At 56.9% G+C, this 13,706-nt stretch carries 13 protein-coding genes; 2 read left to right on the forward strand and 11 right to left on the reverse strand.

Annotated elements, in window-relative coordinates:
• Nucleotides 1-27: 27 nt before the first annotated feature.
• Nucleotides 28-558, forward strand: a complete 531-nt coding sequence (locus tag AC07ED_RS12250) for an adenine phosphoribosyltransferase (RefSeq protein WP_105234251.1) — start codon at nucleotides 28-30, stop codon at nucleotides 556-558.
• A 6-nt stretch (nucleotides 559-564) separates the two neighbouring features.
• On the opposite strand, the gene AC07ED_RS12255 is transcribed toward AC07ED_RS12250, so the two are convergent.
• Nucleotides 565-1,875, reverse strand: a complete 1,311-nt coding sequence (locus tag AC07ED_RS12255) for an ATPase (RefSeq protein WP_105234250.1) — start codon at nucleotides 1,873-1,875, stop codon at nucleotides 565-567.
• Between the two features lie 129 nt (nucleotides 1,876-2,004).
• Between AC07ED_RS12255 and AC07ED_RS12260 the strand changes: the two genes are divergently transcribed.
• The gene (locus tag AC07ED_RS12260) at nucleotides 2,005-3,606 is read left to right on the forward strand and encodes a hypothetical protein (protein ID WP_158664466.1); all 1,602 of its coding nucleotides are present in this window, start codon (nucleotides 2,005-2,007) and stop codon (nucleotides 3,604-3,606) included.
• On the opposite strand, the gene AC07ED_RS12265 is transcribed toward AC07ED_RS12260, so the two are convergent.
• The 10 genes from AC07ED_RS12265 to cpaB form a co-directional block, all read right to left on the reverse strand.
• On the reverse strand, nucleotides 3,607-4,098 hold the full coding sequence (locus AC07ED_RS12265) for a prepilin peptidase (protein ID WP_105234248.1): 492 nt from the start codon (nucleotides 4,096-4,098) through the stop codon (nucleotides 3,607-3,609).
• Entirely contained in the window at nucleotides 4,098-4,949 is an 852-nt protein-coding gene (locus AC07ED_RS12270) for a tetratricopeptide repeat protein (RefSeq protein WP_105234247.1), read from the reverse strand. Before AC07ED_RS12270 ends, AC07ED_RS12265 begins: the two co-directional genes overlap by 1 nt.
• A 27-nt stretch (nucleotides 4,950-4,976) precedes the next feature.
• A complete protein-coding gene (locus tag AC07ED_RS12275; protein WP_105234246.1) occupies nucleotides 4,977-5,528 on the reverse strand; it encodes a tetratricopeptide repeat protein in 552 nt (183 codons plus the stop codon).
• Nucleotides 5,529-5,536: 8 nt separating this feature from the next.
• Nucleotides 5,537-6,508: a type II secretion system F family protein gene (locus AC07ED_RS12280; RefSeq protein ID WP_105234245.1), complete on the reverse strand. Its 972-nt coding sequence runs from the start codon at nucleotides 6,506-6,508 to the stop codon at nucleotides 5,537-5,539.
• 12 nt (nucleotides 6,509-6,520) lie between these two features.
• The gene (locus AC07ED_RS12285) at nucleotides 6,521-7,489 is read right to left on the reverse strand and encodes a type II secretion system F family protein (protein ID WP_067550742.1); all 969 of its coding nucleotides are present in this window, start codon (nucleotides 7,487-7,489) and stop codon (nucleotides 6,521-6,523) included.
• Nucleotides 7,490-7,494: 5 nt separating this feature from the next.
• Entirely contained in the window at nucleotides 7,495-8,952 is a 1,458-nt protein-coding gene (locus tag AC07ED_RS12290) for a TadA family conjugal transfer-associated ATPase (protein WP_105234244.1), read from the reverse strand.
• Between the two features lie 11 nt (nucleotides 8,953-8,963).
• Nucleotides 8,964-10,214, reverse strand: coding sequence for a CpaE/TadZ family protein (locus AC07ED_RS12295; protein ID WP_211096418.1), 1,251 nt, complete (start codon nucleotides 10,212-10,214; stop codon nucleotides 8,964-8,966).
• A 208-nt stretch (nucleotides 10,215-10,422) separates the two neighbouring features.
• On the reverse strand, nucleotides 10,423-11,079 hold the full coding sequence (locus tag AC07ED_RS12300; protein ID WP_105234243.1) for an OmpA family protein: 657 nt from the start codon (nucleotides 11,077-11,079) through the stop codon (nucleotides 10,423-10,425).
• A gap of 22 nt (nucleotides 11,080-11,101) precedes the next feature.
• The gene (locus tag AC07ED_RS12305; RefSeq protein WP_105234242.1) at nucleotides 11,102-12,523 is read right to left on the reverse strand and encodes a type II and III secretion system protein family protein; all 1,422 of its coding nucleotides are present in this window, start codon (nucleotides 12,521-12,523) and stop codon (nucleotides 11,102-11,104) included.
• Between the two features lie 174 nt (nucleotides 12,524-12,697).
• Complete coding sequence (gene cpaB, locus AC07ED_RS12310) at nucleotides 12,698-13,564, reverse strand: Flp pilus assembly protein CpaB (protein ID WP_105234241.1); 867 nt, start codon at nucleotides 13,562-13,564, stop codon at nucleotides 12,698-12,700.
• Nucleotides 13,565-13,706: the final 142 nt, after the last annotated feature.

Below are 13,706 nucleotides of genomic sequence, written 5' to 3' on the forward strand. Positions count from 1 at the left end.
CAAAGGCGCAATCAGTCAGAGGCCTTTATGAAAACCGTTAAGGATTACATCCGCACCATTCCCGACTTCCCGCACGAGGGCATTATGTTCCGTGATGTGACGACGCTGTTTAGCGATCCGCGTGGTCTGCGGTTGGCGATCGATCAACTGTTGGAGCCCTATGTCGGCCAGAAGATCGATAAGGTGATCGGGTTAGAGGCGCGTGGTTTTATCCTCGGCGGTGCGGTCGCGCACCAGCTTGGCGTTGGGTTCGTGCCCGTGCGGAAAAAGGGTAAACTGCCGGGTAAGACGCTCTCGCAGGACTACAAACTCGAATACGGCGAAGCGACGGTTGAGATCCATGAGGACGCACTCGAAGCAGGCGAACGCGTGCTGATCGTGGATGATCTACTGGCCACGGGTGGCACCGCCGTTGCGGGGATCAAACTGGTCGAACAGCTCGGCGCACAGGTCGTGTCTTGCGCCTTTGTTGTCGACCTTCCCGAACTCGGCGGGCGCAAGGTTTTGGCCGATATGGGCCTCGACGTGCACACGATTTGCGATTTTGAAGGGGCGTAACGCCCCTTATTTCACGATCACTTCGTCCTTCACGAACAGGTTGGCCCATGCGCGGTCAACCAGTTCTGGGGTCATGTGATAGTGCAGGCCTTCGAATTCGCAGATCGAAATAATCTGGTCGATCAGGAACCCTGGTTGGTAGTTCGCATAGGTATTTTCGATCGTCGGGTATTTGTTTTTCAACAGATGAACCAATGACGCCTCATCCAGCGGCATCCCCTTTTTCTTTGCGATCATGGCAAAGATTTTGAGGAAGTCCTGTTTGTTCGGCCCGTCGATCTTAATCTTGTAGAAAATCCGCCGCAGCGCTGCTTGGTCAAAGATTTCGTTCGGGTGGAAGTTGGTCGAGAAAATCACGAGGGTATCGAACGGCACCTCGAATTTCTCGCCCGATTGCAGCGCGAGGATATCGCGGTTTTCCTCAAGCGGAACGATCCAGCGGTTCACCAGCTTTTGCGGTGGGTCTTCCTGACGGCCAAGGTCGTCGACGATAAACACGCCGCCCGTCGCCTTGAGCTGAAGCGGCGCCTGATAAGTCCGCGCCACAGGGTTATAAACGAGGTTCAGCATGTCGAGCGACAGTTCACCGCCCGTGATAACCGTGGGGCGCTCACACTTTACATACCGCGTGTCGAATTTACCCGACGTGCGGCGGATCGCGTTCGGATCGTCCAAATCCTCTTCGGCGGCCGAATGCACGATGGGGTCATAAACGGTGATCACCTGCCCTGCGTATTCAATCGCACGCGGCACGTAAATCTTATCGCCCAGCGCGTCCCTGATCCCGTTCGAGATCGACGACTTACCATTCCCCGGAGGGCCATACATGAGAATCGAACGGCCCGCCGAAATCGCAGGCCCTAATTCGCCGATCAGCTTCGGCGGTAGGATCAGATGCCCCATCGCCGAAGTCAGACGATCACGGGTCATTTGCAGGTTACGGATCGATTGGCGTTTCACCTGTTCGGCATAGACGGCCATCGGAACGGGCATGGCGCCATAGTATTCCGATTGGGTCAGCGCCTCTAACGCCCGCGCCTTGCCCGCGTCGGTCAATTGGTAGCTCAACTCGCCCGCCGAATTGGGGCTTAGCATCCCGATGGTTTCGATAAGCCGTTGAGAACGCGCGATTTCAATCAGTTCCTGCGTCACAGGGATCGGCAGACAAATGACCCGCGCGATGTCAGAGACGATGGTCATATTTGTGCGGAACATCGACTTGATCATGATGTCGCGCATCATGACAATAGGCAGTTGCATCCCTTCCAATGACTTGGGGGCGGGTGGTGCCATGACAGCGTTCACTTGCATATTCATCGTCGTGCCTGTGTCGTATGGGCCGCGCTGCCTGATCTGATCCAGTCAACTGGCGCTTGTAATCCTTGTGAGAAATACATGACGGGGTATTGTGGCCAAAAAATGGACAAACCATTGAAAGAGATGGGCATGAGACAGGCAAACCGGACTTCGGTCTTTATCGTATTGATGGCAGCGATCCTCGCTCTGGGTGGCATGGCCATCGCAAAGGGTGGGTTTTACCTCGGCAAGCACGAAGGTGACACGCTCCACATGGTGGAGATCGTGTCGCGCATGGCCGCTGGGCAATTGCCCCATATCGATTTCATGACCCCCATCGGCGCCTTGGCCTTTGCGCCCATCGCCCTGTTCAAGGCAAACGGGTTCGGCATCGGGATGTCTGTCCTTTGGGCGCAAGTCCTCATGGCCTTGGCGTTCGTGTTGCCCACCTTCTGGGTCGCAATCTCGCGTTTCCCGCGTCTCCTCGCAGCACCTTATGGTTTTGTTGTGATGGTATTGATCCTCGCCCTCGTCCATGGCGAGGCAGAGAGCGGCGTCTCGATTTCTATGCACTATAATCGTTGGGCATGGGCGGCGGCCTATGTCGCGATCCCTGCCGCGCTCTTTGTGCCGCAATACGCCCGCAACAGCCTATTTGACGGGATTATCATCGGCTTGATGCTCAGCGTGGTGGCGATGATCAAAGTGACGTACTTCGTCGCCTTCGCCCCTGTGATCGTCATAGCCCTGTTGATGACGGGTCAGTTGCGGGCCTTTGGCATCGCGATCCTGACAGGGTTGGGTGTCGTCGCGATCCTCACCGCTTGGATGGGGATCGGGTTCTGGCTGGCCTATATTGCGGATTTGCAGACCGTGGCGGGATCCGCCAATCGTGCCGCGCCGGGTTTACCGTTAACTTCTATCCTCGCCGCACCCGCCTACGAAGGGGGAACCATCGCCGCGATTGCTGGCGTGATTTTCCTTCGACGTGCTGGGGCGAACGCCGCTGGGATGGGCCTCCTCTTGCTGATCCCTGGGTTCATTTACGTGACCTATCAGAACTTCGGCAACGATCCGCAGTGGCTGTTGCTGATGGCGTTCATCCTCCTCGCCCATCGCCCCGACCAAGGCGACGAGCGCGCCACGATCACAGGCATTGCGCTCATGTCGATTGCATTCGCAACGCCATCCTTCCTGAACCTCGCCTACAGCCCGTTTCGGCATTTCAACGCGGATGTTGAACGCTTTACACCTCTAATCTCGGGCACCTCTGACAACGCGGACCTTTACACCCTGACCGCCCGTGCGATCCGCGTTGATGCGACCGTTGCTTTGGATACCGAAGGCCAGCCTTATGCGACATGGCAGGAACAATCGGGCCGTGACGAACCCGTTTCATTCAAAGGGGAAACCTTCGGGAATTGTGCGCTCGACAGTGGGATCACGGCCTATTTCACCGATGTATCCGCTGATTTGACCGAAGCTGGATATCAGGGGGCGAAACTGTTCGCTGCCGACTTGTTGAATTCGTTCTGGCTCTACGGAGGGTTCGAACCGCTCACCGGCGGTGCGCCTTGGTATTATGGCGGGCTAAGCGGGTTTGCCGATGCCGAGTATCTGCTCGTGCCGCTCTGCCCACTGTCGGTCGAGGCCCGTGAATTGATCCTGACGGAAATCACTGAGGCAGGCGCGGACGAAACCCTCACCGAAGTGCGCCGCACACCACTCTATGTGCTGTTCGAAAAAGGCTAATCAGCCGAAAACGATGGGCCACGCGAGGTAGCAAATCAGCGTGGTCCCAAGCGGCAATCCCATCGGGAACCGTTTGCCTGTCGTCCAGCTTTCCCAATCTGGCACCATGCGGCGAATGGGGCTGTGACGGGCGATACGGTGCACGACAAACCCAGCAAGCGTGCAGCCCGCCAGAATATACATAACCATCACCGCGTCGCCAAAGGCCACGAACGGGGCGGCGGCGGCGATGAACTTTGCGTCCCCTGCCCCCATCGCGCCTGCTGCATTCGCGACAATTCCAATGACCAACATCACAGCGAGGTGCGACCAGCGCCACGCCCAGTCTTGGACGCCAAAGGCAATGAGGCCAAAGACGGCAAACACACCAACCAAAGCGATCACAGACCAGTTGGGGATCTTCATCGCCCGCATGTCATTCCACGCGGCATAGAGGCAGATCGGCAAAACGGGCGGCAAAAGCCACAGCGCCTGAGAAGCGGTTAGGATCATCAGTTCACTACGTTATCTTCTAGCGCCCGAAGCGCCCGAACAGCCGCTTCGAAGTGTTGGGGATGGGTATCAATCGCTTCGCGCAACAGGCCCTTGGCCATCGTCACGTCACCCTGACGAACAGCCGACAGCGCAAGCGTGTGCAAGAGCTGCGCCCGCTCTGTCTGCGACATCTGGATGACAGGCAGATCGTAGTTCCGCTGCGCACCACGGGCCAGAACGAGGTTATTTTTCGCGGTGAACATCGTCGGGTCATGACGCAGCGCATCCGCGAACAAACGTTCCGCGCCCGAATAATCGCCACGGGTCAGCTTGGAAAAACCCCAGTTGTTCAGCGCGCCAGCAGGACGGGTCGTCAGGCCCACGGCGGTCTCATAGAAACTATCGGCGCGGTCCCATTCTTGATTGCTGTCCGCAACCATGGCCTCGAGCCGATACCGCTCAAAAGTCTCGTAGGTCGGCGGGATCGCATCAAGAACCTTCTCCGCCTCGGACCATTGATCCGCACGGATCAACGCATCGGCATACCCGACCTGATCCTCTGACGTGACTTCCGAATGTTCGATCACAGCTTTCCACGCGGTCACAGCATCCTCTGGACGGCCTGCACGCACCAGTGACTTTGCCAAACCGCGCAGGAAATCGATCCGACCGGGGTCATTGGCATTGGCGCGTTGGAAATAGGCGACGGCCTCATTCGGGTCGCCGACGGTCAGCATCACGTCGTTGAGGTTGGTTTCGTCAATGACGTTCACGTCTTGCATGGCGCGCGCCACTTCGGCTTCGCCATCTTTGACACAGCCCGATAGGGCCGTGGCGCCCAAAAGGGCGATGAATAGGGTCTGGCGCATTGCCTGCGTCCTTACTGCTCTGCCGTTCTAGATATCCGACAAGAGGAGGAAATCGCCTGTTCCCCGTCGGACAAGTTGGAACGTTTCATTATCGTTGGGATCAACATACGCGGAATTATCCCGTTTTGCGAGTGCCAAGCGCAGGTTGTCGCGGATCATGTCGGAATTCCCATTGTCCGTTGCATAGGCGATACGGAACACTTCTGCGGCCTCGTAAACCTCACCGCGCTCCATCAAAACAACTCCGAGGTTGTTCCAAGCCGCAGCAAAGGTTTCGTCCTCTTTGGTCGCGCGGCGCAACAGCTCTTCGGCTTGTCCGAGCCTTCCCAGCTTGAGGTTTGCAGAGCCCAGCGCAGAGAGCGTGTCGACGTTTAGCCCCTGCTGACCCGCTGCCCGCATATAGGCCCGCAGCGCCAATTCGTATTCGCCCGCCTCCATCAAACGGTGCCCAACGATCAGCCCGTCTATGTCGGATTCCCCCGCGACACCGGGGGCATAAACCCCGTCACCACGGTTTAGGCCGCCCGTGTCACAGGCGGCCAAAGCAATTAGCGATGCAATCAAAAGGATAACGCGCATGGTGCGTGTTAGTTACCACCCATGCTCATGAAAGTCATGATACCGTAGACCGAGGGGCCAATGAGAATGATCAACAGTGGCGGAACGGTCAGCATCATCGTCGCGAGCGTCATCTTGGTCGGCAGGGTGTTGGCCTTTTCTTCGGCACGCATCACACGTTTATCCCGCATCTCACCTGCATAGACCCGCAGCGCTTCGGCAATGGAGGTACCGAACTGTTGCGACTGGATCAGCACGGTGACAAACGAGTTCACGTCAGGCACACCGCAGCGTTCAGCCATGTCGCGCATCACTTGGGTACGGTCTTTACCAGCTTTTAGCTCATAGCTGACGATCTCGAACTCTTCGGCCAGTTCAGGGAAACCTGCCCGCAATTCACGCGCCACCCGCAAAATCGCTTGGTCCAGCGATTGACCCGCCTCTATACAGACCAACAGCATGTCGAGGCTGTCAGGGAAACCATTCACAATCGCATCCTGACGCTCGGCCTGACGGCGAGTCACCCAGTATTTCGGCGCCATGTAACCAACAGCACCCGGAATAAGGATCGCCAGCATCGTGTCTTGGGTCGAAGGATCACCCGTCTGCGTCTTCAAGATCGCATAGGCAACGCCAGCGATCAGCGCACCGATGCCCAATGCGAATTGGAAGAAGTAGTAGACGCGAACGGCGTTCTTTGTCCGATAGCCAGCTTGCAGAAGTTTCAGCTGGATCGCGGAAAATTCGTCTTCGTTCTGCGGCTCTAGGAAGTTGGAGTATTTCTCGAGCTTATCCTTGCCCGTGCCCTGACGCAGCTTTGCCTTTTGACGACCAGCGTCATGGCTACGCGCAGATTGCTTTAGCCGATCGAGCGGATCCTCGCGCTTTTGCACGATCATCGGGATCGCTAAGAGCATCAGGATCATAACGATCCCAGCGACCAGATAGAGCGGGCCATAGGCGCCGAATTTATCCGTCAGTAGGTCCAGAAGTGCAGTCATATCAACGCCCCCTTACACTTTGATATTCACGAGCGCGCGCATCACAAAGAGGTTCGCCGCAAGGAAGCCAGCCACAATCAGACAGCCAGGAATAAAGGCCGCCGTGTCTTTCACGCCGTCGTAGTAGTCTGGCTTTGCCACGTTGATCAGCAACAGCGCAGCCAGCGGGAAGCCCGACAGGAACATGCCCGACCATTTGGCCTCAGCCGTGATCGCCTTAACGCGGCGGAAGAGTTTGAAACGTGCGCGGATCACCTTGGCCAAACCTTCGAGGATTTCAGCGAGGTTACCACCCGATTGTTGCTGGATCGTTACCGCCACCGCGAGGAAGCGCAAATCCTGCATATCAATGCGTTCAGCCATGGTTTTTAGGCTCTCACCCATATCGCGACCATAGGCGGCTTCATCGGCGATCATGCCCATTTCCGTACCCAGCGGGTCAGCGACCTCTTTGGCCACGATGTTGACGGCAGAGGCAAACGGGTGCCCCACGCGAAGCGACCGCACCATCAGTTCAACCGCGTCAGGCAGTTGTTCTTCGAGAAGAGAAATCCGTTTCTTGGCCTTGCCGTTCACCCAGACATAGACACCACCGATGCCCATAGCGGCCGCCATCGCTGCACGCACAGGAGTGCTCGCCGAGGTGCCGACAGAGAGCGCGATGAAAGACGCAACGCCCAGCACACCCATGATCATGATCAATTGCACAGGGGTAAACGCGATGTTCGCCTTCTGCGCCTTCTGGGCCAAAAGCGAATACAGCGGGATTTGCTGCGACTTGATGTGTTGCGTCATCTCCTTGCGGAGTTGTTCCAAAACCTGCTCACGGTTCGCGCCGCGCTCCATCAGGGCCAAACGGCGATTCACGCGGCTGTTCAGGCTGATCGATTTGCCAAATACCGTGAGGTAGAGGCCTTCGACCAGAACGAGGACAGCGACGAAAACGATGCCGTAGATAAGCGGTTCAGCAGAGAGGACCATGGCTATTACTCCGCAGCGTAGGGTTCAAAGATGGACGACGGCAGGTCATAGCCCCACAGGCGGAACCGTTCGGCAAAGTGCGAACGCACGCCAGTGGCGGTGAAGTGACCGATGATTTTGTTGTCGGGCGTCAGACCAACGCGCTGGTAACGAAACACCTCTTGCATAGAGATAACGTCGCCTTCCATGCCTGTGATCTCGGTGATGGAGGTCATGCGACGCGAACCGTCCTGCAGACGCGAGGCCTGCACGATCAAGTTCACAGCAGATGAAATCTGGCTCCGCACCGCTTTGATCGGCATCTCAATACCAGCCATCGCGATCATGTTTTCCAGACGCGACACGCCATCACGCGCAGAGTTGGCGTGGATGGTGGTCATCGACCCATCGTGGCCTGTGTTCATCGCCTGAAGCATGTCGATAACCTCTTCACCACGGGTCTCACCCACGATGATACGGTCAGGACGCATCCGCAGTGCGTTGCGCAGACAGTCACGCTGGGTAACAGCACCCTTGCCTTCGACGTTCGGCGGGCGGGATTCCATGCGGCCAACGTGGGTCTGTTGCAGCTGAAGTTCGGCAGTGTCTTCGATCGTCAGAATACGTTCACTGTCATCGATGAAGGACGATAGCGCATTAAGCGTCGTTGTCTTACCAGAACCCGTACCACCCGACACGATGACGTTCAGCCGGGTCGCAACGGCAGCTTGAAGATAGGCGGCCATTTCTTCGGTGAAGGCACCGAATTTGACCAAGTCATCAATCGCCAGCTTTTCCTTTTTGAACTTACGGATCGAAACGAGCGACCCATCCACCGCAATCGGACCAACCATCGCGTTGAAACGCGAGCCATCAGCCAAACGGGCGTCCACATAGGGGTTAGATTCGTCGACGCGACGACCCACAGCAGACACGATTTTGTCGATGATCCGCAGGAGGTGCTTTTCGTCCTTAAAGGTGATGTCGGTCAGTTGCAGTTTGCCCGCACGTTCCACGAAAATCTGTTTCGGACCGTTCACGAGAATATCGTTCACGGTGTCGTCTTTCAGAAGCGCCTCGAGCGGGCCAAGGCCCGTCACTTCGTCATATAGATCCTGGCTGAGCTGAAGCCGCTCTTCACGGTTCAGAACCAGACCTTTTTCTTCGAGAGTTTCCGCGGCAATCGCGTTGATTTCCTGACGCAGATCGCTCTCGGTCGCTTTTTCAAGCGCCGCGAGGTTCAGGTTGTCCAACAGCGCCTTGTGCAGTTCGAGCTTGATCTCGGACAGGCGTTCCTTGCGCTTTTTCTCACGGTCGTCGGGGATGACCTGCGCGCTGGTCGTTGGCGCAGGGCGACGCAGTGATTTCGGAGCTTCGGGCAATGGCGAAGACGGCGCGGCGCTCGGCTCTATCGTCTTACCTTTGATCGCGGCCAAACGGGCAGCCGGCGCAGTTCCGCTCGATTTTTTATACTTCGAAAACATTCTGCGCCTCCTTATCCGTGTGCCGCATCAGCGTCGGCGGTGTTATGTTCGTGAACCGACAGAGCCAGCTTTGCGATTTCCTTGCGCAGCGGGTTTTTCGCGGCGGTTTCGGACAGTGGCGCACCGTGGTCGTTCGCTTGGGTGACGATTTTTCCGCCATCAGGCAGTTGCACCTCGATCGAGATACCGAGGCTCTCGGCCATACGTTTGACGCGGGCTTTGCCGTTCAAATCGGTGAACTTCGGCGCGCGGTTCAGCACAAACCGCAGTTTTTGGAACGGCAGTTCCTCGGCTTGCAGGGCGCGCTTCAGACGAAGCGTGTTCTGGGCGCTGCGCATGTCGAGTTCGGTCAGCGCGAAATAGACGTGCGCCGCCTCAAGAACGGACTGCGACCACTCCACCATCACGGGCGGCATGTCGATCACCACATAGTCAAAGTTTGTCCGTGCCAGTTCGATCACCCGCTCGATATCGTCGGGTGTCACGATGTCCATCGGCACCAGATCCGCAGGGGATGTCAGCACATAGAGTTTGCTCTCGAACGGCAACAGCGCCTGCATAAACGAGTCTTCGTCCATCGCTTCGGTATCGCTGAGCATTTCGAGTACAGCTTCGCGGCGCGGCATATCGAGGAAGGTCGACACCGATCCGAACTGCATACCGAAATCCAAAATCACCACACGCGGCGGGTTCTTTTTGTCGATGTTCGCCAATTCCCAGGCAAAGTTCACGGCAAAGGTCGTCGTGCCAACGCCACCCGCCATGCCCTGAACAGGGATCACCACGCCAGAACGGTCGCCCGTCGCCTTGAGCGTGTTACGCGGTTCTTGGGCTGCTGGCGGTGCAGGTGGTTCTTCGGCGAGAACGCGATCAATCGCTTGGGACAGTTCGCCTTCGGGCAACGGATAAGGGATGAATTCGTCACCACCTTCACGCAGCAACTGGTGCAGGGCTTTTGGGCTCACGTCCTCGGCAATCAGAATAACCTTGAGACCCTTTGCCTTTGCGGCGGCGATCACGTTAGAAATCAGACCAAGGTCGCCTTCGTCCTGCGCATTCAGCGCCACGGCAATAAATTCGAGAGTGTCCGCATCGGGCTGATCCAAGAACGCCAAAGCATCCTCAAACCCAAGATCACCCCAGCGTTCGCCCAGAGCGTCTTCCATGTCCTCAATCAAAAGATCAAAGAACTGCACATCGCGACTGACCGTGCAGGCTACAATCGGCTGCGGTTCTGGCTGCATGACTGCGACTTGACCCATTTTTCGTTTCCTTCGTCTCGTTCACTGGCGGCGATACCATCCGCCACAAACCACCTCGGAATCGCCGAGGACCACTTCTTTCGGACATTCATCACCCCCAATCGTGTCCAGAATTGGGCCGAAAGGATGCAATTGTGCGGAAATGAGAGACGATAAACAAAAAAGGAGGCGAATTGTTCGCCTCCTGTTTGTGTTGACTTTGGTAACGTTACCGCTCGGTTGAAATCTCTGAACCAGCGATACCAGACAACTGAGTCGAGGCTGCAGCGCTGCTGACATACTCGCGGAAAATCACGTCGGCGTAGCGGCCATCCATGATCATCTGGTTGCTTTCGACAAAGCCCGACACTTCGGTCACTGTGCGGCGGTTTGCACGCTCGCGACCCTCGGTCACGATCAAAGGCTGTTCTTCGCCATAAGACACGACAGCCTCTAGACGCGAACGGTCGATGCCTTGGGATTGGAAGTAGAGAACGACGGCCTCTGCGCGGCGCAGACCCAAACGACGGTTCGATGCAGTCGAACCGACGAGGTCGGTATGGCCGTAAACTTTGAACCGCACTTCGGGGAACTGTTTGATAAAGTCCGCTTGCGCACGCAGCACGGCGCGGGCCTGTTCATCCAAAGCGGTCGAGTTGAAGTCGAAGTTGATCATCGTCGGAACTTCGGCCTCGAACCGGCGGTTCAGGTTGGTCGCATAAGAAATCGCGCCCGTATGAACCGCGGTGTTGTTCATCGTGGCCAGACCAAAGGTGCCCGTATCCACGAGCGACCCCGCCTCACGATAAGATGCCATGACAGAGGCGTTCTGGCCGCAGGCCGTCAACGCGCCACATGCAGCGATCAGAATTGCGATCCGTTTCATGTCTGCCCCCGCCTTCATGCCATTAATCCAGAACGTAACCGTAAGAACCCGAGAAATCCTGACGCGCCACTTCACCCGCTGGGCCAGTGGTCGGCGTGCCTGTGACACGACCCATCAAGAAAAGATCCCGCTCGGACGGCAGCGGAACACGGTCCGTCGGCAGCGCGAGCGCTTCGCCACGGGTCGGTGTTACCAAATGCGCAGTCACGATAATAACCAACTCTGTCTGCTGGCGTTCGTAATCCGCACTGCGGAACAACGCGCCGAGCACTGGAATATCGCCAAGCCATGGCACCTGCGTGTTCAGGTCACGGAAATCGTCGGACATCAAGCCCGCGATCGCAAAGCTTTCGCCGTCGCGCATCTCGACCGTGGTCGAGGTTTCGCGCTTTCGGAACGCATCAATGGTAAAGCCGTTTGCAGCGGTATAGCTGTTCGACGGGTCGATGCTCGATACCGCAGCATTGAGTTCGAGGTTGATCGCATCGCCATCCAGAACACGGGGCGTAAAGTTCAGCTCAACACCGAAAGGTTTGAATTCAACGGTGATCTGGCCGTCTTTTTGGCTGATCGGAACAGGGTATTCACCACCAGCGAGGAACCGCGCCTCTTGCCCAGACAGGGCCGTCAGGTTCGGTTCAGCCAAGGTGCGCACAACGCCGCGTTCTTCCAGCGCTTCGAGCAACAGACCAACCTCGAGGCCGCCCGCGTTAAAGCCGAACAGGACCGCGCCAGCTGCTTCGCCTGCGCCGATAGTCGTGCCCGTCGCACCACCCACAGCCGTAACAGCCGTATTCAAAGAGTTTGAACCGCCCAAAACACCAACGTTTCCGCCCGAAATGCTGCCCTGCATGCCCAAGGACGACGACAGCGATTTCGCAACGGTGCGCTGCATTTCAGCAAAACGGACGCGCAGCATAACCTGCTGGGTTCCGCCCACGCTCATCAAATTCGAAACGCGTTCAGGTGCGTAACGTTCAGCCAGCTCCAGCGCGCGTTCCATACGAGCGGTCGAGGTCACTGTGCCCGACAATACGATGCCGTCGTTCGCCGTCCGCACTTCAATCGTTTCACCCGGAAGGATTTGTTCCAGCCGTTCTTTAAATTCTGTAATGTCAGGGGTGACCTGCACTTCAACGTTCGTGATCAGTCGACCATCCGCGCCCAAGAGGGTCAGCGTGGTCCGACCGGGCTCTTTGCCCAGTACATAAATCGTACGATCAGAGAGCGATGAAATGTCCGCGATCCCAGGGTTCGCGATCGACAATTCGGTAAAGGGAGTGTCGCTTTCGACAACAACTGCGCGGTTCATCGGAACCTGTAGCGCGCTCGACGGTGCGCCGCGCATCACCTGCAATGTTTCAGCCACGCCAACCGATGGCATTGCTGCGAATGCCAAAGTAAGGCTGGTCAGTGCCGCCGTGATAATACTTTTACGTGTCATTGTGACCTGCCTCTTGGATCACGCCCGTTATCGGGTCTATTGCCCGTATTTTTCTGCAGACTGCGCTGAAAAAGCATTTTTTGCAAGAATCAATACGTTGCGAGGCCAATTTTATGTGGGACTTGAGCAACAGACCCATGTCCCACGACAACGCATCAGGGTTGTAGAACCGTGTTATTCAGTGCAGGGGATCGGGATTTCGACCACATCACCGCCACGACGCGTGCGCACGGTGCAGACCTTTTCCTCGACCACTTCGGGTTCAGGTTCAGGCGCTGGCGCCGCTTCGATACCGAGCAACGTGTTCTGATCCACAACAACCGGAGCCGCGATGGTTTCGTCAAACGCACCCACAAGCGACAACATCAGGCTGCCCGTCGATTGCGCCTGAGCCAAGGCCGCAACCTGCTGCGGTGTGGCCTCAACCGTCACGGTGCGTGCAACGGTGCCAGTGTTCACCGATCCATTGATAATCTGGTCAATCGCGATGATTTTCAGGCTCGATTGGATCAATTGGGTCACGTCAGTGGTGCCCATATCGCCCACATTCATGGCTCGACCTGTCCAATAGACGTCAACACGGTCGTTCGGACGCAACAACCCCGAAACGCCCGATGCCACGTCAACGCGAATGGCAAAGGCGCGCATTCCGGGCTGCAAAAGCGAAGTAATGCCAGCGTCACCGCCCGGCTCTGTCACTTTAACGGCCAAAACAGGTTCGAGCGGTTCCATCTGGCGTAGAACAACGCGGGGTTCGTCGGCGCCGTTGGGGAACAATTCTTCGATCGTGCGGAACACACCTTCGGGCAAGAAGGGTTCTGCATAGAGGATCATGCCCACATCGTCAGGGGTCAGCGTGGCGCCATAAGGCACCATTTCTTTGACGGCGACGACCTCAATGGTGGGGGCACGTGCGGCGATTGCGGCCCGTTCGGCTGCACGGACTTGTTCTTGTTCGTCGATATAGCCCTTGACCATAAAGACGGCAAAGCCCGCGAGGCCAAGACCAATCACCAGAACCAAACCAAATACTGATCGCATGTTTTTACCCTCTGCCGCCTCAAGCTGCGTCGATCCAACGTTTTCTTAGTCTATCACTCGCAGAAAAATGCGGCGATTTGTGGACAAACAATAGCTAATGATCGTTTTATTATCGAATTCAGAGACAATCGCTAGTGGTCAT

The organism is Aestuarium zhoushanense, assembly GCF_056431045.1.

Excerpts from the sequence above, each read along its gene's own strand:
- AC07ED_RS12250 (WP_105234251.1), top strand. The coding sequence starts at position 28 with ATGAAAACCGTTAAGGATTACATCCGCACCATTCCCGACTTCCCGCAC.
- AC07ED_RS12255 (WP_105234250.1), bottom strand. The coding sequence starts at position 1,875 with ATGAATATGCAAGTGAACGCTGTCATGGCACCACCCGCCCCCAAGTCA.
- AC07ED_RS12260 (WP_158664466.1), top strand. The coding sequence starts at position 2,005 with ATGAGACAGGCAAACCGGACTTCGGTCTTTATCGTATTGATGGCAGCG.
- AC07ED_RS12265 (WP_105234248.1), bottom strand. The coding sequence starts at position 4,098 with ATGATCCTAACCGCTTCTCAGGCGCTGTGGCTTTTGCCGCCCGTTTTG.
- AC07ED_RS12270 (WP_105234247.1), bottom strand. The coding sequence starts at position 4,949 with ATGCGCCAGACCCTATTCATCGCCCTTTTGGGCGCCACGGCCCTATCG.
- AC07ED_RS12275 (WP_105234246.1), bottom strand. The coding sequence starts at position 5,528 with ATGCGCGTTATCCTTTTGATTGCATCGCTAATTGCTTTGGCCGCCTGT.
- AC07ED_RS12280 (WP_105234245.1), bottom strand. The coding sequence starts at position 6,508 with ATGACTGCACTTCTGGACCTACTGACGGATAAATTCGGCGCCTATGGC.
- AC07ED_RS12285 (WP_067550742.1), bottom strand. The coding sequence starts at position 7,489 with ATGGTCCTCTCTGCTGAACCGCTTATCTACGGCATCGTTTTCGTCGCT.
- AC07ED_RS12290 (WP_105234244.1), bottom strand. The coding sequence starts at position 8,952 with ATGTTTTCGAAGTATAAAAAATCGAGCGGAACTGCGCCGGCTGCCCGT.
- AC07ED_RS12295 (WP_211096418.1), bottom strand. The coding sequence starts at position 10,214 with ATGGGTCAAGTCGCAGTCATGCAGCCAGAACCGCAGCCGATTGTAGCC.
- AC07ED_RS12300 (WP_105234243.1), bottom strand. The coding sequence starts at position 11,079 with ATGAAACGGATCGCAATTCTGATCGCTGCATGTGGCGCGTTGACGGCC.
- AC07ED_RS12305 (WP_105234242.1), bottom strand. The coding sequence starts at position 12,523 with ATGACACGTAAAAGTATTATCACGGCGGCACTGACCAGCCTTACTTTG.
- cpaB (WP_105234241.1), bottom strand. The coding sequence starts at position 13,564 with ATGCGATCAGTATTTGGTTTGGTTCTGGTGATTGGTCTTGGCCTCGCG.